At 64.5% G+C, this 18,719-nt stretch carries 19 protein-coding genes; 14 read left to right on the forward strand and 5 right to left on the reverse strand.

Going from position 1 to position 18,719, the window contains the following annotated elements; genetic code table 11:
• Nucleotides 1-106: 106 nt before the first annotated feature.
• The 4 genes from J1C48_RS05675 (at nucleotide 107) to J1C48_RS05690 (ending at nucleotide 3,730) form a co-directional block, all read left to right on the forward strand.
• Entirely contained in the window at nucleotides 107-334 is a 228-nt protein-coding gene (locus J1C48_RS05675; protein WP_207256930.1) for a hypothetical protein, read from the forward strand.
• The gene (gene xerD, locus J1C48_RS05680) at nucleotides 331-1,308 is read left to right on the forward strand and encodes a site-specific tyrosine recombinase XerD (protein WP_207256814.1); all 978 of its coding nucleotides are present in this window, start codon (nucleotides 331-333) and stop codon (nucleotides 1,306-1,308) included. Before J1C48_RS05675 ends, xerD begins: the two co-directional genes overlap by 4 nt.
• A 180-nt stretch (nucleotides 1,309-1,488) precedes the next feature.
• A complete protein-coding gene (locus J1C48_RS05685; RefSeq protein WP_207256815.1) occupies nucleotides 1,489-2,442 on the forward strand; it encodes an acetyl-CoA carboxylase carboxyltransferase subunit alpha in 954 nt (317 codons plus the stop codon).
• Nucleotides 2,443-2,758: 316 nt separating this feature from the next.
• Nucleotides 2,759-3,730 carry a L,D-transpeptidase family protein gene (locus J1C48_RS05690; protein ID WP_231081602.1) on the forward strand — a complete coding sequence of 324 codons (972 nt, stop codon included), beginning with the start codon at nucleotides 2,759-2,761 and terminating at the stop codon, nucleotides 3,728-3,730.
• A 94-nt stretch (nucleotides 3,731-3,824) separates the two neighbouring features.
• On the opposite strand, the gene gap is transcribed toward J1C48_RS05690, so the two are convergent.
• A complete protein-coding gene (gene gap / locus J1C48_RS05695) occupies nucleotides 3,825-4,838 on the reverse strand; it encodes a type I glyceraldehyde-3-phosphate dehydrogenase (protein ID WP_207256817.1) in 1,014 nt (337 codons plus the stop codon).
• Nucleotides 4,839-5,004: 166 nt separating this feature from the next.
• Nucleotides 5,005-7,011, reverse strand: a complete 2,007-nt coding sequence (tkt, locus tag J1C48_RS05700) for a transketolase (protein ID WP_207256818.1) — start codon at nucleotides 7,009-7,011, stop codon at nucleotides 5,005-5,007.
• A 264-nt stretch (nucleotides 7,012-7,275) separates the two neighbouring features.
• Between tkt and J1C48_RS05705 the strand changes: the two genes are divergently transcribed.
• From J1C48_RS05705 to J1C48_RS05715, 3 genes are all read left to right on the forward strand, one after another.
• Nucleotides 7,276-7,554: a DUF4164 domain-containing protein gene (locus tag J1C48_RS05705; RefSeq protein ID WP_207256819.1), complete on the forward strand. Its 279-nt coding sequence runs from the start codon at nucleotides 7,276-7,278 to the stop codon at nucleotides 7,552-7,554.
• Between the two features lie 71 nt (nucleotides 7,555-7,625).
• Nucleotides 7,626-7,991, forward strand: coding sequence for a cell division protein ZapA (locus J1C48_RS05710; RefSeq protein WP_207256820.1), 366 nt, complete (start codon nucleotides 7,626-7,628; stop codon nucleotides 7,989-7,991).
• Entirely contained in the window at nucleotides 7,988-8,881 is an 894-nt protein-coding gene (locus J1C48_RS05715; protein ID WP_207256821.1) for an alpha/beta hydrolase, read from the forward strand. The genes J1C48_RS05710 and J1C48_RS05715 overlap by 4 nt, the downstream gene beginning before the upstream one ends.
• 143 nt (nucleotides 8,882-9,024) lie before the next feature.
• Here J1C48_RS05715 and J1C48_RS05720 read toward each other — a convergent pair whose 3' ends face one another.
• The gene (locus tag J1C48_RS05720) at nucleotides 9,025-9,186 is read right to left on the reverse strand and encodes a hypothetical protein (protein ID WP_207256822.1); all 162 of its coding nucleotides are present in this window, start codon (nucleotides 9,184-9,186) and stop codon (nucleotides 9,025-9,027) included.
• Between the two features lie 102 nt (nucleotides 9,187-9,288).
• Here J1C48_RS05720 and J1C48_RS05725 point away from each other — a divergent pair, with 102 nt between their 5' ends.
• Nucleotides 9,289-9,636, forward strand: coding sequence for a hypothetical protein (locus tag J1C48_RS05725; RefSeq protein ID WP_207256823.1), 348 nt, complete (start codon nucleotides 9,289-9,291; stop codon nucleotides 9,634-9,636).
• 38 nt (nucleotides 9,637-9,674) lie between these two features.
• Here the strand turns inward: J1C48_RS05725 and J1C48_RS05730 are convergent, their stop codons facing one another.
• Both J1C48_RS05730 and J1C48_RS05735 read right to left on the reverse strand, forming a co-directional pair.
• Nucleotides 9,675-10,895 carry an acyl-CoA dehydrogenase family protein gene (locus J1C48_RS05730; protein WP_207256916.1) on the reverse strand — a complete coding sequence of 407 codons (1,221 nt, stop codon included), beginning with the start codon at nucleotides 10,893-10,895 and terminating at the stop codon, nucleotides 9,675-9,677.
• Nucleotides 10,896-10,912: 17 nt separating this feature from the next.
• Nucleotides 10,913-11,659, reverse strand: a complete 747-nt coding sequence (locus tag J1C48_RS05735) for a TetR/AcrR family transcriptional regulator (RefSeq protein WP_207256824.1) — start codon at nucleotides 11,657-11,659, stop codon at nucleotides 10,913-10,915.
• A 145-nt stretch (nucleotides 11,660-11,804) separates the two neighbouring features.
• Here J1C48_RS05735 and J1C48_RS05740 point away from each other — a divergent pair, with 145 nt between their 5' ends.
• From J1C48_RS05740 to urtC, 6 genes are all read left to right on the forward strand, one after another.
• Nucleotides 11,805-12,617: an SDR family oxidoreductase gene (locus tag J1C48_RS05740; protein ID WP_207256917.1), complete on the forward strand. Its 813-nt coding sequence runs from the start codon at nucleotides 11,805-11,807 to the stop codon at nucleotides 12,615-12,617.
• Nucleotides 12,617-13,129, forward strand: a complete 513-nt coding sequence (locus tag J1C48_RS05745) for a MaoC family dehydratase (RefSeq protein WP_207256825.1) — start codon at nucleotides 12,617-12,619, stop codon at nucleotides 13,127-13,129. Before J1C48_RS05740 ends, J1C48_RS05745 begins: the two co-directional genes overlap by 1 nt.
• 40 nt (nucleotides 13,130-13,169) lie before the next feature.
• The gene (locus J1C48_RS05750) at nucleotides 13,170-14,210 is read left to right on the forward strand and encodes a phosphotransferase family protein (protein WP_207256826.1); all 1,041 of its coding nucleotides are present in this window, start codon (nucleotides 13,170-13,172) and stop codon (nucleotides 14,208-14,210) included.
• A 309-nt stretch (nucleotides 14,211-14,519) separates the two neighbouring features.
• Nucleotides 14,520-15,833, forward strand: a complete 1,314-nt coding sequence (urtA, locus tag J1C48_RS05755; protein ID WP_207256827.1) for an urea ABC transporter substrate-binding protein — start codon at nucleotides 14,520-14,522, stop codon at nucleotides 15,831-15,833.
• 85 nt (nucleotides 15,834-15,918) lie between these two features.
• Nucleotides 15,919-17,535 carry an urea ABC transporter permease subunit UrtB gene (gene urtB / locus J1C48_RS05760; RefSeq protein ID WP_207256918.1) on the forward strand — a complete coding sequence of 539 codons (1,617 nt, stop codon included), beginning with the start codon at nucleotides 15,919-15,921 and terminating at the stop codon, nucleotides 17,533-17,535.
• The gene (gene urtC, locus J1C48_RS05765; protein WP_207256828.1) at nucleotides 17,532-18,695 is read left to right on the forward strand and encodes an urea ABC transporter permease subunit UrtC; all 1,164 of its coding nucleotides are present in this window, start codon (nucleotides 17,532-17,534) and stop codon (nucleotides 18,693-18,695) included. The genes urtB and urtC overlap by 4 nt, the downstream gene beginning before the upstream one ends.
• The last annotated feature ends 24 nt before the right edge of the window (nucleotides 18,696-18,719 follow it).

An 18,719-nucleotide genomic window follows, 5' to 3' on the forward strand; every position in this document is an offset into this window, starting at 1 on the left:
GGCACCGAAACGATGCCCCTCTTGCTGCTTGCGTCTTTCCTTGGACACGCTAGAAGCGAGCCGAGGGACGCGAGCTTACGCCGAAAAGAGAGTCCGCCTGACGCCGATGCCGACACTCGTACGCCTTCTGACGATCCTCGCCCTCATTGCCGGCACCATCTACGGCATCATGGCGGCGCTCGTCTACTTCGTACAGCCGACGCAGACCGAGGTGCGGGTGCCGATCATCCTGCCGGAGGCCGAGCCCGCCAAGGCGGCGGTGTCCCCCGTCGCCGGCCCCCAGGCCTCGGCGGCGACGGATGCGGCCGCCGATCCGGCCGAGTTGCGCCGATGAGCCGGCGGGCGGGGGGCGAGCGGGGCTCGCTGGCGGCGGGCTATGAGGCAGAGGCGTTTTTGGAGATGATGGCGGTCGAGCGCGGCGCCTCGCAAAATACCCTCGACGCCTATCGCCGCGATCTCGAAGACGCCAGCAGCCATTTCGCAGCCCGCGGAACGACGCTGAAGAGCGCCGATACCGAAGCGATCCGCGGCTATGTGTCGGCGCTCGCCGCGCAAGGGCTGGCCGAATCGAGCCGGGCCCGGCGGTTGTCGGCGCTGCGCCAGTTCTACCGCTTTCTCTATGTCGAGGGCCATCGCGGCGACGATCCGACTGGGCCGATCGAAGGGGCGAAGAAGAAGCGTCCACTGCCCAAGGTGATGAGCGAGGCGGAAGTCGACCGGCTGCTGGATCTCGCGGCGGAGGCGGCGGCGCGGGACGATCTCTCGCCGGCGGCGCGGCTGCGGGCGGCGCGGCTCGCGGCGCTGGTCGAGCTGCTCTATGCCACCGGGCTTCGCGTCTCCGAGCTGGTGTCGCTGCCGCGCTCGGTGCTGCGGGCGACCGGCCAGGCGATCATCGTCAAAGGCAAGGGCGGCAAGGAGCGCATGGTGCCGATCGGCGAGGCGGCGGGCGATGCGATGCGCCGCTATGTCGAGGTCGTGCGCGAGACTCGAGGGCGCGAGGGGGGCGATACGCGCTTCCTGTTTCCCGCCGCTTCCGAGACGGGACACCTTACCCGCCAGGCCTTTGCCCGCGATCTCAAGGCGCTCGCGGCGCGGGCCGGCATTGCTGCCGCAAAGATTTCGCCCCACGTTCTGCGCCATGCGTTCGCCAGCCACCTTCTGAAACACGGCGCCGACCTGCGCGCCGTCCAGGAACTGCTCGGCCACAGCGATATCTCGACCACGCAGATCTATACCCACGTCCTCGAAGAGCGGCTGATCCGGCTCGTCACCGATCACCACCCGCTGTCGCCGGCGAGCCGGGACTGAAGAGGCCCAAAACGCTTTCTTGACATTGCATCGCCCCATCGCCAGTTTGCGCCGCGAAGTCTTCCCGCCGCAGGCGGGGCGGCGCGATGAGGCACGCGTCGCCGGAGCCGCCACGCGGTCGCCCTGTCTGCCGGCGCTCGCCCGATTCGCTCCCTCAGGACGGCTTTCGCCGCAGGACGCATGCACAACTATCTGGAATTCGAAAAACCGGTCGCCGATCTGGAAGGCCAGATCATCGAGCTGAAGAAGATCGAGACGGGCGAGGATGCCGTAGACGTCACCGACGAGATCGGGCGGCTGGAAAAGCGCTCGAAAGATGCCCTCGCCGATCTCTACAAGAAGCTGACACCCTGGCAGAAGACCCAGGTCGCCCGCCATCCCGACCGGCCGCATTGCCTCGATTACATCGGTCAGCTGATCACCGACTTCGTGCCGCTGGCCGGCGACCGCTATTATGCCGAGGATCACGCCGTGATCGCCGGCTTCGGCCGCTTCTGGGGGCAGTCGGTGGCGGTGATCGGCCAGGAGAAGGGCAACGACACCCAGACCCGTCTGAAGCACAATTTCGGCATGGCCCGGCCCGAGGGCTACCGCAAGGCCGTGCGCATCATGGATCTGGCCGAACGCTTTGCGATCCCGGTGCTGACGCTGGTCGACACCGCCGGTGCCTATCCGGGCATCGGCGCCGAGGAGCGCGGGCAGGCCGAGGCGATCGCCCAGTCGATCGCGGCCTGCCTGAAGCTTGAAGTGCCGCTGGTCTCGCTGGTGGTCGGCGAGGGCGGCTCGGGCGGCGCGATGGCGATCGCCGCCGCCAACCGGGTGCTGATGATGGAACACGCGATCTATAACGTGATCGCCCCCGAGGCCGGCGCCTCGATCCTTTATCGCGACGCTGCCCGGGCGCGGGACGTCGCCCAGGCGATGAAGATGACGGCGCAGGATCTGATGGGTTTCGGCATCATCGACGCGATCGTCGAGGAGCCGATCGGCGGCGCCCATCGCGGCAAGGAGGCGGCGATCACCGCCGCGGGCGAAGCCATCCGTCAGGCGTTTGCGGATCTCGCTGGCCTGACGGGCGAGGAGTTGAAGCGACAGCGGCGCGAAAAATTCCTGGCGATCGGGCGAAATCTTTGAAGTCGTTGCAGCCCGGCAACAGACTCGAACTTCCCTTCGCACCACGCATTTGTCAGAATATCACGACCATCACAGTGCAATCTGCGGTGGCCGGGCGCGTCAGGGGGCGCGGCCGGGACGGTGACCACGGTTTACATCCGCTTAAGACAATCGTGAGAAACTGTCGCGAAGTATGTGTCGCGGCAGCATTCGAGGGGCGGTCGAGGACGCGATGAAGAGCGACTGGTCATAGGCGTTCTTCGAGAGGGGGCGGCGGGTCGCAAGGCGCCTGCCGCAAGGCGATTGGGGACTTGAGGGGATGTTCGTCCGACGTATCGTGACGGCTGTGGCCCTTGCCACGGCACTGATGACCGTATCTGCCTGCAAATACGAAGACATGGTGCCGGAAAACGCTCCGCTCCCGGCAGAGCTGGTTCGCGCCATCAATGCAAACCACATGGGCATCAATTCGCCCATCCTCGTGCGCCTCTATAAGGAGGAATCCGACCTCGAGATCTGGAAGCAGAAGACCGACGGGACTTACGGTCTGCTCAAGAGCTACAAGATCTGCGCCTGGTCCGGAAAGCTCGGTCCGAAGACCAGGGAAGGCGATCGCCAGGCGCCCGAAGGCTTCTACACGGTGACGCCGGCCCAGCTGAATCCGAATTCGAAGTATCACCTGGCCATCAACATTGGCTATCCCAACCTTTACGACCGTGCCAACGGGCGCACCGGCGACGCGCTGATGATTCACGGTTCGTGCAACTCGTCCGGCTGCTACGCCATGGACGATGCGCAGGTGCAGGAGATTTACGCGCTTGCCCGCCATTCCTTCGACGGCGGCCAGCGCGCCTTCCAGATTCAGGCCTACCCGTTCCGCATGACGCCGAAGAATATGGCCCGGCACAAGAATTCCGATCACTACGCGTTCTGGCAGATGCTGAAGAAGGGATCGGATTATTTCGATGTCACCAAGCGGCCGCCGAATGTCGGCGTCTGCAACCGCAGCTACGTTTTCGACCAGGACACCAAGACCCTCGCCAATTTGTCGCCGACCGGGCCGTGCCCGCAGATCGAGATGGCGCCGCAGGTGGCGGCCAAGCAGCAGCAGGACGAGGTCAAGACCGAAGAGATCGCCGCCAATATGGCGCCGAGCGAATTCGCCACCAGCTCGACCTTCACCTATCGCACCGGTGAGCCGATCACCGCCGAGGCCTATGCCCAGGAGCAGCACCGCCGCGAGGGCTTCGACCGCACCGGCAAGCGCGTCGGCGGATCGTCGGGGTCGATCTTCAGCCTGTTCGAGTAAGGCCCGGCAAAAGATAAGAGACTTTATCGAATCGTGAAAAAGGCCGCCCCGAAAGGCGGCCTTTTTCAGTTTATCGGTGTGTCGAACGCGCCGCTCAGGCGTTGTGCATCGCGATCGCGGTGTCGGACATGCGGTTCGAGAAGCCCCATTCGTTGTCATACCAGGACATCACGCGCACCAGATTGCCGTCCATGACCTTGGTCTGGTCCATGTGGAAGACCGAGGAATGCGGGTCGTGGTTGAAGTCGCTGGAGACGTTCTTGTCGTCGGTGAAGCCGAGAATGCCCTTCAGCGGGCCGTTGGCGGCCGCGCGGATCGCCTCTTGCACCTCGTCGACGCTGGTCTGCCGCTTCGCCAGGAACTTGAAGTCGACGACCGAGACGTTCGGGGTCGGCACGCGGATGGCGACGCCGTCGAGGCGGCCGTTAAGTTCCGGCAGCACCAGGCCGACGGCCTTGGCGGCGCCGGTGGAGGTCGGGATCATCGACAGCGCGGCGGCGCGGGCCCGGTAGAGATCCTTGTGCAGCGTGTCGAGCGTCGGCTGGTCGCCCGTATAGGAGTGGATCGTCGTCATGAAGCCCTTGTCGATGCCGATGGCATCGTTGAGGACCTTGGCGACCGGAGCGAGGCAGTTGGTGGTGCAGGAGGCGTTGGACGCGACCGTGTCGTTCGCCGTAAGGGTCTGATGGTTGACGCCGAAGACGATGGTCTTCTCGGCGCCGGAGGCGTTCGATAGCGGACCGGAGATCAGCACCTTCTTGGCGCCGGCCTCGAGATGGGCCGAGGCCTTCGCCGGATCGGTGAAGATGCCGGTGCATTCCATCGCGACGTCGATGTCGAACTCGCCCCAGGGCAGAGCCTTCGGATCACGCTCGGCGGTCACCTTGATCGGGCCGCGGCCGATGTCGATCGTGTCGCCTTCAACCTTCACCTCGCCGGGGAAGCGGCCATGAACGGAATCGTAGCGGATCAAATGCGCGTTGGTCTCGACCGGACCGAGATCGTTGATCGCGACGACCTCGATATCGGTACGGCCGGACTCGACGATGGCGCGAAGAACGTTTCGTCCGATTCGGCCGAAGCCGTTGATTGCAACGCGAACTGCCATGAGTGTGTCTCCCTTCAGGGTGTTCCATGTCGATGGATGCGGCCAGTGGAGCGGGCCAATGGTCTGGCCGGGCTGTAACGCCCACGCCCGGCTGAATCAAGCTGGCGCCGCCCGAAGCTTTTTTCACGGTTGCGCTGAGTTTTGCCCATCACCGGAAGCTGCCGCGTCAGTCCTCGTCCGCGACCTGAGTTTCGGCAAGGCGGGCGTTGACCGCCGCGACGAGGGCGTCGGCGGTGATGCCGAAATGGGCGTAAAGCTCCGGGGCCGGGCCGGAGGCGCCGAAGCCGGTCATGCCGATAAAGATGCCGTCGCGGCCGATCAACTCGTCCCAACCCTGGCGGATGCCGGCCTCGATCGCGACCTTGAGGCTGTCGTCGTCGGTCAGCGCCCGCCGATACTCGCTGGTCTGGCGGCGGAACAGCTCGAAGGACGGCACCGAGACGACGCGTGTGGGCGTGCCGGTGGCTTCGAGTTTGGCGCGGGCGGCGACGGCGATCTCGACCTCCGAGCCGGTGGCGTAGATCGTCACCTGCGCTTCACCCGAAGCCGGGCTGATTTCATAGGCGCCGCGGGCGCTCTTGTTCTCGTCATGCTCGTCGAGGCGAAGGGTCGGCAGGCTCTGGCGCGACAGAGCGAGGATCGACGGCGCGGCACGGCTTTGCAAGGCGAGTTGCCAGCATTCGGCAGTCTCCACCGCATCGGCCGGGCGGAACACCAGCATGTTCGGAATGGCGCGCAGGGAGGCGAGATGCTCGACCGGCTGGTGGGTCGGTCCATCCTCGCCAAGGCCGATCGAATCATGGGTCATCACATGGATCACCCGGATGCCCATCAGCGCCGACAGGCGGAGCGCGCCCCGGCAATAGTCGGCAAAGGTCAAAAACGTGCCGGAATAGGGGATCATGCCGCCATGCAGCGCCATGCCGTTCATGATCGCTGCCATGCCGTGCTCGCGGATGCCGTAATGGATGAAGCGGCCGGAATAGTCGCCGGGAGCGATCGGCCGGGTCTGGCTGGTGCGGGTGTTGTTGGAGCCGGTCAGATCCGCCGAGCCGCCGATGGTCTCGGGGACGACGGCGTTGATCTCCTCCAGCGCCATTTCCGAAGCTTTCCGGGTGGCGACCTTCGGCTGCTTCTCGTTCATCTGCCGTTTGAAGCGATGCATCGCCTCGATGAAGCCGCTCGGCAGATCGCCGCGCATGCGCCGCTCGAATTCGCCGCGCGTTTCGGCGTCGACGGCGGCAAAGCGGGTCTCCCACTCCTTGCGCCTGACGCTGGAGCGCAGGCCGGCAATGCGCCATTGATCGAGAATATCGGAGGGAACTTCGAAGGGCGCGTGGGGCCAGCCGAGCGCCTCGCGCGTGGCGGCGACTTCATCGGCGCCGAGCGGCGATCCGTGAGCCTTGTTGGTGCCGGCCTTGTTGGGCGCGCCGAAGCCGATGGTGGTCTTGGCGGCAATCAGCGTCGGCCGGTCGCTGGCCTTGGCGGTCAAGATAGCGCTGGCAATCGCATCGTGGTCATGGCCGTCGCAGGCCAGTGCCTGCCAGCCGCAGGCCTCGAAGCGGGCGAGCTGATCGGTCGAGTCGGCCAGGGACACCTTGCCATCGATGGTGATGCCGTTGTCGTCCCACAGGAAGATCAGCTTGTTGAGCTTCAGATGGCCCGCGAGCGCGATCGCCTCCTGGCAGATGCCCTCCATCAGGCAACCGTCGCCGACCAGGGCGTAGGTGAAGTGGTTGACGACGTCATCGCCGAAGTGGGCGTTGAGAATCCGCTCGGCGAGCGCCATGCCGACGGCGTTGCCGGTGCCCTGGCCGAGTGGCCCGGTGGTCGTCTCGATGCCCGCCGCATGGCCGTATTCGGGATGGCCGGCGGTCTTGGCGCCGAGCTGGCGGAAGCGCTTGATCTCGTCGATGTCGATATCGCCGTAGCCCAGCAGATAGAGCAGGCTGTAGAGCAGCATCGAGCCATGGCCGGCGGAGAACACGAAGCGATCGCGGTCTGGCCAGTCGGGGGTTTTCGGATCGAAGGTGAGAAAACGGGTGAACAGCACGGTCGCGATGTCGGCCGCGCCCATCGGCAGGCCCGGATGGCCCGATTGCGCCGCTTCGACGGCATCGGCCGACAGGAATCGGATGGCATTCGCCATGCGCTGGCGCATTTCGCTCGTCATCGCGGGGGCTCCCCTCAAGCGCTCCTGGTCAGGACCTGGCTGCCGATCGAGCGGGCGGCCGAGACGCGCGGCAGCAATCATATGCTCTGCGCCCTGTCAACAAAACCCTGGGAATGAGGGCGGTGCATGGGTTGGGAGCCGCTTTCATTGCCGGGCCCGAGCCGTTAAGACCGAATCTGGGCCGTATTCGCCCGATGCGCCTCGCCAGAGCCGGTTCAGGACGTTGATTTTGAGGGGCATTCGAGATCGCTGGAGAAACCGCCGATGCCGCATGACGATCCTTTCGACGTTGCCAAAGTGCGCCTTCGCACGGCACTCGAACGGCTGGAGAACGTCGTCGAGGTCCGGCTGGAGCGGGAGAACGATCTCAAGAGCATCGATGCCGAGGTCCAGCGCCAGACCGCCGATCGCGGCCGGCTGGCGCGGGAATTGGACGCAGCCCTGGCAAGGGGGGAGCGCCTTGAGCAGGCCAATCGCGAGGTGTCCAAACGTTTGGTCGATGCCATGGAGCAGGTGCGAAAAGTCCTCGACCAGCATAAATAGGCGAATATCGCCGGGTGACGTTCCGACGTGCAGTCGGCCGCAACGTCATCACGATCTTGATGGGAAGGCCCATGCCACAGATTGTCGTCACCATCGACGGAAAGACCTATCGCATGGCCTGCGCCGAGGGCGAGGAGGCGCATCTTGAGACGCTGGCCGCCGACGTCGACGGCAAGATCGCGGAGCTGAGAGAGTCCTTCGGTCAGATCGGTGACCTGCGGCTGACGGTGATGGCCGCGATCATGGCCACCGATCAGCTGTTTGAGGCCCGGCGCCGGATTGGCGAGCTTGAGGGGCGGGTCGAGGCCGACGCGGTCGATCGCGCCGCCAACGACGAGGACGGCGCGACGGCCCGGCAGGCCTTCATCCGCAGCCTCGACGAAACCGCCGAGACGATCGAGCGAATCACCGCCAAGCTCGCTGGTGAAGGGCGATGAGCCGGATCGCTGCGCCAGGCCGCTTCGTCCGGCGGCTGGCGATGCTGCTCGTCTGCGGTTTTTATAGTTTCGCCCTGTCCGGTTGCGCGGCGGCGCTGAACGCGATCACCCCTTCCAACGACTACACGCTGGTCTCCAATGTCTCCTATGGGCCGGGCGCGCGGCGCGCTCTCGACCTTTATCTGCCGAAGACGATGACGGCGACAACGCCGGTCGTCGTCTTCATCCATGGCGGCAGCTGGGATTCGGGCTCGAAGGACATCTATCCCTTCGTCGGCGAGTCGCTGGCAAGCGCCGGCATGATCGTCGCTATCCCGAATTATCGCCTCTATCCGGACGTGCGCTTCCCAGGCTTTGTCGACGACGCTGCCAAGGCGGTGGCGACAGTGAACCACATCGCCGCTGAGGGCTGGGACGGTCTGCCGAAGGGGCGCCATCCGCTGTTCGTGATGGGTCATTCGGCCGGTGCCGAAATCGCCGGGCTGCTCGCCACCGACGGGCGCTGGCTGCAAAAGGCCGGTCTGTCGATCCACCGCCTCGCGGGCTTTATCGGCCTCTCCGGTCCTTACGATTTCCTGCCGCTGAAGGAAGAGCGCTACAAGCAGATCTTCCCGAAGGCGCTCAGGGCCGAAAGTCAGCCGATCAACTTCGTCAATGGCGACGAACCGCCGACACTGCTGATAACCGGCGCCGACGACGTCACCGTCGATCCCAAGAACAGCCGGTCGCTCGCCGCCAAGCTGAAGCGGGTGGGTGTGCCGGTCACGCTGACGATCTATCCCGGTCTCGGCCATGTCGGGACGATCAGCTCGTTCTCGACGGTGCTGCCGCTCGGCAATCGCGCGATCCGCCAGGACGTGATCGATTTCGTCCGGCGGCGATCCGGCTGAGGCCGATCTGCGTCGGCATGCCCTTTTGCGCAAGGGGGCGGGGCCGCGACGAAGGACGGTCGTGCCAAATCTGCGGGCCGACCGCGGCGACGCGGTCGGCGGCCTTCATGCCGGAAATGACGGCACGCGCGGGCCGTCGCTGATCAAGCCCCTGGAGCCGAAGCCCGTTCGGACAATTCACGCTTGATCGCATCCATCGCGATGGTCACCCGCCGCGCCGTTGGCTCGGGCGCCGGAACCTTTCCGAGGAGACTGTTTTCGATCGGCCCGAAGCCTTCGCAGATGACGGCTTTCATCAATTTCATGCTTCATCCTTGCGGATGACGGTCGAATTTCTTTTCCTGTGATTGAACTTGAGTTGGCCCGCGACATTTTTACCCAAGGTGAATGGATAAGGAGGTGATCTTATGAGTGATCTTTCGACATCCTTGGGCGAATTGTCGGGATTTACTTGGTTAACAAAGTGTAAATTTTGGTATGAGGCGTTAGGCGTTCGGGAGGAGTTCTCCCGCCACCGCTTCGACTGGAACGACTTTGTTTCGGTTGTCGTGGCGCCTGCGCTGGCCTTGGTCTGCGTCTACGGTCTGGTGCATGTCGTCTTGTATAACGATGCGTCTTTGCCCGTCGGCCACGGCAGCATCCTTTGCGCCACGCCGGAATGCACGCCTTTGCTTTATCTCCTGGAGATCGTCGCCATGGGCGGGGTTTTGATCGCCGCGTTGCTGCTGTTTTTCCGCGCCGATGCATGGAATTAGAAATGCTGGTTAATCGAAGGTAAACCGGCACCCGGCTTTCATGCGCGATGCCGCGCCAATTCCCAGCGCGCCACCTGCCGGCGATGAACGGCATCCGGCCCGTCGGCGAGGCGCAGCGTGCGCAGATGCGTCCACATTCTGGCGAGTGGCGTGTCCTGCGAGATGCCTTCGCCGCCATGCATCTGGATCGCCTGATCGACGATATCGAGCGCAATGTTCGGCGCGACGACCTTGATCGCGGAGATCCAAGGCGCGGCCGCCTTGGGGTCGCCCTGGTCCATCATCCAGGCCGCCTTGAGGCACAACAGCCGGGCCATCTCGATCTGCATGCGGGCCTTGGCGATGACGTCGTAATTCTCACCGAGTTCGGCGAGCGTCTTGCCGAAGGCTTCCCGCGCCAGCGAGCGCTCGCACAACAGCTCCAGCGCGCGTTCGGCCTGTCCGATGGCGCGCATGCAGTGGTGGATGCGGCCGGGGCCGAGCCGCCCCTGGGCGATCTCGAAACCACGACCCTCGCCAAGGATCAGCGCCGATTTCGGCAGCTGGACGTCGGTGAAGCGGATATGCATGTGGCCATGCGGCGCATCGTCCTCGCCATAGACCTGCATCGGTCGCAGCACCGTGATGCCGGGCGTCTTGGCGGGCACCAGCAACATCGAGTGCCGCTTGTGCTTGGGCATCGTGTCGTCGCCGGTGCGCACCATGACGACGTAGATCGCGCAGCGCGGATCGCCGGCGCCGGACGCCCACCATTTTTCGCCGTCGAGGATGTAGTCGTCGCCCTTCGCCACGCAGCGCATGGCAATGTTGGTGGCGTCGGATGAAGCGACGTCCGGTTCGGTCATCAAATAGGCGGAGCGGATTTCGCCGTCGAGGAGGCGCGGCAGCCAGGGCGCCTTCTGCTCTTCGGTGCAGAAGCGTTCGAGCACCTCCATATTGCCGGTGTCGGGCGCTGAGCAATTGAAGGTCTCGGCACCGAGATGGGCTTTGCCCATTTCCTCGGCGAGGTAGGCGTATTCGACCGTATTCAGGCCGAACCCCCGCTCGGAATCGGTCAGCCAGAAATTCCAAAGATTGCGGGCTTTCGCCTTCGTCTTCAGCCCTTCCAGAATAGCGCGCTGGCGATCCGTATAGACAAAGCGCCCTTCCTTCGGAACCTCGGCGAGAAACGCCTCGCTTGCCGGAATGATCTCGTCACGAACCATGTCGCGGACCGCCGCATGGATCGGCTTCAGGCGTTCGGACAGGCCGAGAGCCATCACCGGCGCGGCATGCGTCATCGCGAAAACTCCTGCGTCAGCGTCGTGTCGGACGCACCTGCTCCCCGCATGGCGAAATAGGACAGCTGACGCGCGATCAATTGCGACTTTTCGGCGAGTTGATCCAGCATGTCGGTTGGCCAGCGCAGGGGGGCGTCGAGGGTGGAGATGAAAATCCGGGTGATCATCGCCGTGTCGCGGCCGCCTGGCAGATCGTGCTGCTGGGTCGCTTCGACGATCAGCCGCGTGAAGATCGCCTCATAGCCCTTGCGTTGCGCGGCGAACGCCGCGATCGCCTGCTGCTCGCTCGCGGGAAGCAGAGCGGCGGCACGGCCGCTGAAGGCTTCCGCGAGGGTTCGGTGCAAGCCGATCCGGTTGACCACGTCGCTGGCGTGCGACGTGGCCGCGTCGGTGAGCCGGGAAATTGCCGGCATGGGCCGGTCGGCGATCGCTTCGAGCTGGGCGTTGAGCGCTTCCAACCCCTCAGCGCAGAGGTCGGCAAGAAGCTCGCCCTTGGAGCGGTAGCGGTGATAGACGAGGCCCTTTGTTGCGCCCAGTTGCCGCGCCACCTCGTCGATCGAGGCGGAGGCAAAGCCGCGCTCGGCAAAGACGTCGGCCGCGGCGGCGAGAATGCGCTGACGCAGCGCGTTGTCTTCGGCGCTGCGGATGGCGGCAAAGTCTCGCTCGTTGCGGGGCGGTCGGCCGCGCGGCTTGACCAATGGCTTCTTCGGCTTGCGTTGTTTCGGCGTTGTCGGCTTCGACATCGGAAGTTCTCCCAGCCCTCAGTCATCGCGCCGAGCCAGCGTGTTCCGAGATGGGGACATACATTGCGCAACGATGTCAATTCGCGATTGTGATCTAGGTGTTACCGGATCATCGGCGGGAAAGGTTGGTCGGGTGACGCAAGGAATGCTGGAGCGGCTGTTCGCGCTTGCGAACAAGACGGCGCTGGTGACCGGAGGTGCCACGGGAATTGGCCGGATGATCGCCACCGCGCTGGCCGGTGGCGGCGCGACGGTGTTCATCGCCTCGCGCAAGATCGAGGCCTGCGAGGCGGCGGCCGCTGCCATCAACGCGGAAGGTCATCCCGGAATCGTCGTGCCGCTGGCGGGCGATGTCTCCAGCGAAGACGGCGTCGCGGCGCTGGCGAAGGCGATTGGCGAGCGGACCGATCGGCTTGACATCCTCGTCAACAATGCCGGCGTCTCCTGGGGCGCGCCGCTCGGCGCGTTTCCCTATCAGGCTTGGAACCGGGTGCTCTCGGTCAATGTCGTTGGCCTGTTCGCGCTGAGCCAGGCGCTGCTGCCGCTGCTGAAAGCCAGCGCCCGCGACGACGATCCGGCCCGCATCATCAATCTCGGCTCGGTGATGGGCGCCCAGCCACTGGCCGAAAACGTCTATTCCTACGCCGCCTCGAAGGCCGCGGTGCATCATCTGACCCGCTCGCTCGCCAAGGAGCTGGCAGTCAGCCGGATCACCGTCAACGCCTTTGCGCCAGGCCCCTTCCAGTCGAAAATGACCGCGTTCGCAACGGGCACCGACGAACAGGCCGCGGCGGTCGGCGCACAGGTGCCGCTCGGGCGGATCGGCTTGCCGGATGATATCGCCGCCGCGACGCTGTTCCTTTGCGGCCGCTCCGGCGCATATATCACCGGCGCGATTCTGCCGATCGATGGCGGAATCGGCGTGATGACCGGACCGGAACTTTTCGGAGACGCGTAATGCCCCTGTCCTCGGTGGCCGAAACGGAAGCGTTGCTGCGGGAGCGGATGGTGTCGCTTGCCGACTATCGCGCCCATCTGAACGGCGAGCCGCTGCTTTCGCCCTGGCTGACCGTCGATCAGACGATGATCGATCGATTCGCCGTCGCCACCCACGACCACCAGTTCATCCATGTCGAGCCCGAACGGGCGAAAGCCGAAACACCGTTCGGGGGTACGATCGCCCATGGTTTTCTGACGCTTTCGCTGCTTTCGACCCTTGCTTATGAGGCGATCCCCGGCGTCCGCGGCACGCGGATGGGGATGAATTACGGCTTCGACAAGGTGCGGTTTCTCAATCCGGTGAAGGCCGGGGCGCGGGTGCGCGGCCGGTTCAAGATGACCGGCATCACCGAGCGGGCGGTCAGCGTACAGACGGTCTGGGAGACGGCGGTGGAGATCGAGGGCGCGGTCAAGCCGGCATTGTCGGCCGAGTGGATCACGCTGACGGTGATGCGGCCTTCGGACGATTGAGCCCAGCTCTCATTGGGTCGCGACAGGGAGGATCGCAGCGATGGCGGATGCCGACGACACGACGTTGAACGAGGACGATCTCGCCGCCTATCTGACGGGGGTGATCGACGGCTTCGAGGGGCTGACGCGGATCGTCAAATTCCAGTCCGGCCAGTCGAACCCGACCTATCGTCTCGACGCCGAAAGCGGCACTTATGTTCTGCGGGCGAAACCCCCGGGCAAGCTGCTCCCATCGGCTCACCAAGTGGATCGCGAGTTCAAGGTGATGCAGGCGCTGGCCGGAACCTGCGTTCCGGTGCCGGCGATGCTGCATCTCGCCAGCGATGGGGATTCGCCGATCGGCCGGGCGTTTTTCGTCATGCAACATGTCGAGGGGCGGATTTTTTGGGATCCGGCGCTGCCGCAGCTCGATGATCCGGTCGAACGCGGAGCGGTGTTTGACGCAATGAACCGCACGCTGGCGGCGATCCATAGTGTCGATCTTGAGGCCGTCGGGCTGGCGGATTTCGGCCGCCCCGGCAATTATTTTTCCCGTCAGCTGTCGCGCTGGTCGGAGCAGTGGCGCCAGTCGAAGATCGACGACATCGCGGCAATGGAACAGCTGATCGCCTGGCTGGAAGACAATCTGCCAGCCGACGACGGTGCGGTGGCGCTGGTGCATGGCGATTATCGCCTCGACAATCTGATCTTTGCCGCCGATCAGCCGAAGCTTCTGGCTGTGCTCGATTGGGAACTGTCCACGCTCGGCCATCCGATCGCCGATCTCGCCTATCAATGCATGCAATGGCGGTTGCCGAACAGCGGCGCCTTCAAAGGGCTCGGCGGCATCGATCGGGCCGAGCAGGGGCTGCCGAGCGAGGCGCAATACATCGCCGCCTATTGCGATCGGCGCGGTCTCCGCGGCATCGACGACTGGACCTTCTATCTGGCCTTTTCCTTCTTCCGTCTCGCGGCGATCCTGCAGGGGGTGTTCAAGCGCTATGCCGACGGCAACGCCTCCAACCCGCAAAAGGCGCAGATCTACGGCCGCAACGTGCCGGCTCTTTCGAAACTGGCGCTGGAGGCGATCGAGAATGGCTGATCGGGCCGACCGGCTTGGCGGTTGCCGTTGGCGGCAGTCGCCCGCATATGCAAAAATTTTATGCGCTGTCTGCGCGTTTGATTAAAACTTAATCGTGCATGCTGATCGCAGCTCGGGTGATGCGGCGAGCCATGGCATGCTCAAGCCTCCGGTCGGGCCGGCGGAAGTCATCGGCCGATTTGTGTTTTTGGATCTTCCGACCCATTACTTCCTATAGGGAATGTCGTCTGGCATGCGGATTGCTGCTTCCGTTGGTGAAACCCGGCAAACGGGCGTAACGCGACTGGAGGTGCAAAGATGAGATCCGCCATGACTTGGATGCAGCGCACGGCGCTGGCGGCCACGATTGCCGCATTCGGCGTCTCGGGCGCCGTCGCCGCCGATACCAAGCCGAAGGGCGAGCCGATCAAGGTCGGCATTCTGCACTCGCTTTCGGGTACGATGGCGATCTCCGAGACCACCCTCAAAGACGCCATGCTGATGCTCATCGACGAGCAGAACAAGAAGGGTGGCCTGCTCGGCCGGCCGCTGGAGCCGGTGGTTGTCGATCCGGCGTCGAACTGGCCGCTCTTTGCCGAAAAGGCCCGCGAGCTGATCAGTCAGGACAAGGTCGCGGCGGTGTTCGGCTGCTGGACGTCGGTGTCGCGCAAGTCGGTGCTGCCGGTGTTCAAGGAACTCGATTCGATCCTGTTCTATCCGGTCCAGTACGAGGGCGAGGAATCCGAGCGCAACGTCTTCTATACCGGCGCCGCGCCGAACCAGCAGGCGATCCCCGCGGTCGACTATCTGATGAACGAAGGGGTGAAGCGCTGGGTGCTGGAGGGCACCGACTATGTCTATCCCCGCACCACTAACAAGATCCTCGAAGCCTATCTGAAGTCCAAGGGCGTCGCGGCCGAGGACATCAAGGTCAACTACACGCCCTTCGGCTTCTCCGACTGGCAGACCGAGGTCTCGGCGATCAAGGATTTCGGCTCGGCCGGCAAGAAGACCGCCGTGGTCTCCACCGTCAACGGCGACGCCAACGTGCCGTTCTATAAGGAACTCGCCAATCAGGGCGTCTCCGCCGAGGACATCCCGGTGGTCGCCTTCTCGGTCGGCGAAGAGGAGCTGGCCGGCATCGATACCAGCCCGCTGGTCGGCCATCTCGCCGCCTGGAACTACTTCGAGTCGATCGACACGCCACAGAACGATGACTTCATCGCCAAGTGGCACAAATTCATCGGCAACGACAAGCGCGTTACCAACGACCCGATGGAAGCCCATTATATCGGCTTCAACATGTGGGTTAAGGCGGTCGAGAAGGCCGGCACCACCGACCCGGACAAGGTGATCGACGCGATGATCGGCGTCAGCGTGCCGAATCTGACCGGTGGCTATTCGACCATGATGCCGAACCACCACATCACCAAGCCGGTGTTCATCGGCGAAATTCAGGACGACGGGCAGTTCCAGGTGGTCTGGCAGACGCCGGGTCTGGTGCCGGGCGATGCCTGGTCCGACTATCTGCCGGAGTCCAAACCGCTGATCTCCGACTGGCGCAAGCCGATGTCCTGCGGCAACTTCAACACCGCCACCGGCAAATGCGGTGGCGCGGGTGCGGAAAAAGCCGCCGCCAACTGATCGACGCCCCTCCCAAGGCGACCTGTGGCGGGGCGGCGTTGATGCCGGCCCGCCACCTTCTCAAACCAGCAGACGGCGTGGCATGATGCGACTGGTACGGCAGTTTCTGGTCTTTCTCTTGATCGCCTTGATCCTGCCGATCGGTGCGTATGCGCAAAGCAGTGATCCGGCGGCGCTGATCCAATCCTTCGGCGGCAAGCAGTCCTTCGACGATACCGAGGCGGTGGTGAAAAAGCTCGCCGCGGCCGGTGATCCGCAAGTCGCACGCGCGCTGAATGCTCTGTCGAAGGGCGACCTCGTCTATCGCAAGTCCGACAACCAGGTGTTCATCGCTAGCGGCCGGGGAACGGTCGATCTCTTCGATCCGCTCACCGGAACGAAGGTCGGCGAAGCCGCCTCCCGCGATTTCAGCAAGGTGCGGGTCAAAAATTCCATTCGCCGGGCGGTTACCGATGCGCTTGGCAGCCTGACTCTGCGCTCGCCCGATCCGAACACACGCATGGCGGCGGCGGGCACCTTGTTTTCCACCGCGACGCCGGAGGCGATGAAAACCCTGGACGCGGCGATCGCCGCCGAGACCGTTCCGGCGATCAAGACCAAGCTCGAAGAGGCGCGGGCGGCCGCCGTCCTGAAGTCCGACGAGCCGGCGGCAGCGAAGGTCGAGGCGGTCAAGACGCTCGCCGGCAAGGGCGATCGCGAGACTCTGGCGATGATCCGCGGCGTGGCAGCCACCAGCAAGGACGCTCAGCTCAAGCAGGCGGCGACCACCGCCGCCGTCTCGATCGAGAACACCATCGCCACCTGGACTATCCTGCAAAATGTCTGGTACGGCCTGTCGCTCGGCTCGGTGCTGCTTCTGGCGGCAATTGGCCTCGCCATCACCTTCGGCGTGATGGGAGTGATCAACATGGCCCATGGCGAGATGGTGATGCTCGGCGCCTACACCACCTTCGTGGTCCAGGAGCTGATCCGCACCCACGCGCCCGGATTGTTCGAAGTCTCCCTGGCCATCGCTCTGCCACTCGCCTTTCTGGTCTCCGGTGCCGTCGGCCTGGTGATGGAGCGCTGCCTGATCCGGTTCCTCTACGGCCGGCCGCTGGAAACCCTGCTCGCCACCTTCGGCGTGTCGCTGATCCTGCAACAGGCGGTGCGCACGATCTTCGGGCCGAGCAACCGGGAGGTCGGCAATCCCGATTTCATGTCCGGCGCCTTCGATATCGGCCTGATGTCGGTCACCTGGAACCGGCTGTGGATCATCGTCTTCGCGCTGGTGGTCTTTGTCGCGCTGCTCGCTCTTCTCAACAAGACCGCGCTCGGCCTTCAGATGCGCGCCGTCACCCAGAATCGCAAGATGGCGGCGGCGATGGGGATCCGCACCCCGTGGGTCGACGCGATGACCTTCGCGCTCGGCTCCGGCATTGCCGGGATCGCCGGCGTCGCGCTCTCCCAGATCGACAACGTCTCGCCCAATCTCGGCCAGGGCTACATCATCGACAGCTTCATGGTCGTCGTCTTCGGCGGGGTGGGCAATCTCTGGGGGACGCTCGTGGGCGCGATGAGTCTGGGCGTCGTCAACAAGTTTCTCGAGCCCTATGCCGGGGCCGTTCTCGGCAAGATCGTCGTGCTCGTCCTGATCATCCTGTTCATCCAGAAGCGGCCCCGCGGCCTGTTCGCCCAGAAGGGACGGTTCGTCGACGCATGATCATCGCGCGTTTCCTCGGGCCCCGCGTCTGGATTCTCGTCGGGCTGATTCTCGCCGCCGCCGTGCTGGTGCCGCTAGCCAATCTTGCGCTGCCGCCGGGCCACCCGCTGCACATGCCGTCCTATCTGGTGCCGCTGTTCGGCAAATACGTGACCTACGCGCTGCTGGCGCTCGCCCTTGATCTGGTCTGGGGTTACGTCGGCATTCTGTCGCTCGGCCACGGCGCCTTCTTCGCGCTCGGCGGCTATGCCATGGGCATGTATCTGATGCGCCAGATCGGCAGTCGCGGGGTCTACGGCAATCCGATCCTGCCCGATTTCATGGTGTTCCTGAATTGGAAGGCGCTGCCCTGGTACTGGTCCGGCTTCGACGCCTTCTGGTTCGCGGCGCTGATGGTGATGCTGGTGCCGGGGCTGCTGGCCTTCGTCTTCGGCTTCTTCGCCTTTCGCAGCCGGGTGACGGGCGTCTATCTGTCGATCATCACCCAGGCGATGACCTACGCGCTGCTGCTTGCCTTTTTCCGCAACGATATGGGGTTTGGCGGCAATAACGGCCTCACCGACTTCAAGGACATTCTCGGCTTCCCGATTCAGGCGGCGGCGACCCGCGCCGGCCTGTTTTCCGCGAGCTGCATCGCCTTGGCGATCGGCGTTCTCCTGGTTGGCTGGATCACCCGGTCCAAGCTCGGCAAGCTGATGATCGCCGTGCGCGACGCGGAAAGCCGCACCCGCTTCATCGGCTGGCGGCCGGAGGACGTCAAACTCTTCGCCTTCACCGTCTCGGCCGTGATGGCCGGGATCGCCGGCGCGCTTTACGTGCCGCAGGTCGGCATCATCAATCCCAGCGAATTTGCGCCGGTCAATTCGATCGAAGTGGTGGTCTGGGCGGCGGTCGGCGGCCGCGGCACGCTGATCGGGCCGATCCTCGGGGCGCTGCTGGTCAATTACGGCAAGACCGTCTTCACCGCGATCGCGCCCGATTCCTGGCTGTTCGTCTTGGGCGGGCTGTTCGTCTTCGTCACCCTCGTCCTGCCACGCGGCATCGTCGGCACGATCGACCACGGCTGGGACGCGTGGCGGGCGCGGCGCCGCTCTGCCGCCAAGGAAAAGGGGGAGAGCGGTGACGGCGACGGGAGCATCCTCCCCCATCCGGCGGAGTAGGCGCGATGGTCGAGCACGACGATA

Origin of the sequence: Jiella flava (assembly GCF_017349315.1) — a bacterium.
In the GTDB taxonomy this organism is placed as follows: Bacteria; Pseudomonadota; Alphaproteobacteria; order Rhizobiales; family Rhizobiaceae; genus Jiella; species Jiella flava.

Excerpts from the sequence above, each read along its gene's own strand:
- J1C48_RS05675 (WP_207256930.1), top strand. The coding sequence starts at position 107 with ATGCCGACACTCGTACGCCTTCTGACGATCCTCGCCCTCATTGCCGGC.
- xerD (WP_207256814.1), top strand. The coding sequence starts at position 331 with ATGAGCCGGCGGGCGGGGGGCGAGCGGGGCTCGCTGGCGGCGGGCTAT.
- J1C48_RS05685 (WP_207256815.1), top strand. The coding sequence starts at position 1,489 with ATGCACAACTATCTGGAATTCGAAAAACCGGTCGCCGATCTGGAAGGC.
- gap (WP_207256817.1), bottom strand. The coding sequence starts at position 4,838 with ATGGCAGTTCGCGTTGCAATCAACGGCTTCGGCCGAATCGGACGAAAC.
- tkt (WP_207256818.1), bottom strand. The coding sequence starts at position 7,011 with ATGACGAGCGAAATGCGCCAGCGCATGGCGAATGCCATCCGATTCCTG.
- J1C48_RS05705 (WP_207256819.1), top strand. The coding sequence starts at position 7,276 with ATGCCGCATGACGATCCTTTCGACGTTGCCAAAGTGCGCCTTCGCACG.
- J1C48_RS05710 (WP_207256820.1), top strand. The coding sequence starts at position 7,626 with ATGCCACAGATTGTCGTCACCATCGACGGAAAGACCTATCGCATGGCC.
- J1C48_RS05715 (WP_207256821.1), top strand. The coding sequence starts at position 7,988 with ATGAGCCGGATCGCTGCGCCAGGCCGCTTCGTCCGGCGGCTGGCGATG.
- J1C48_RS05720 (WP_207256822.1), bottom strand. The coding sequence starts at position 9,186 with ATGAAATTGATGAAAGCCGTCATCTGCGAAGGCTTCGGGCCGATCGAA.
- J1C48_RS05725 (WP_207256823.1), top strand. The coding sequence starts at position 9,289 with ATGAGTGATCTTTCGACATCCTTGGGCGAATTGTCGGGATTTACTTGG.
- J1C48_RS05730 (WP_207256916.1), bottom strand. The coding sequence starts at position 10,895 with ATGGCTCTCGGCCTGTCCGAACGCCTGAAGCCGATCCATGCGGCGGTC.
- J1C48_RS05735 (WP_207256824.1), bottom strand. The coding sequence starts at position 11,659 with ATGTCGAAGCCGACAACGCCGAAACAACGCAAGCCGAAGAAGCCATTG.
- J1C48_RS05740 (WP_207256917.1), top strand. The coding sequence starts at position 11,805 with ATGCTGGAGCGGCTGTTCGCGCTTGCGAACAAGACGGCGCTGGTGACC.
- J1C48_RS05745 (WP_207256825.1), top strand. The coding sequence starts at position 12,617 with ATGCCCCTGTCCTCGGTGGCCGAAACGGAAGCGTTGCTGCGGGAGCGG.
- J1C48_RS05750 (WP_207256826.1), top strand. The coding sequence starts at position 13,170 with ATGGCGGATGCCGACGACACGACGTTGAACGAGGACGATCTCGCCGCC.
- urtA (WP_207256827.1), top strand. The coding sequence starts at position 14,520 with ATGACTTGGATGCAGCGCACGGCGCTGGCGGCCACGATTGCCGCATTC.
- urtB (WP_207256918.1), top strand. The coding sequence starts at position 15,919 with ATGCGACTGGTACGGCAGTTTCTGGTCTTTCTCTTGATCGCCTTGATC.
- urtC (WP_207256828.1), top strand. The coding sequence starts at position 17,532 with ATGATCATCGCGCGTTTCCTCGGGCCCCGCGTCTGGATTCTCGTCGGG.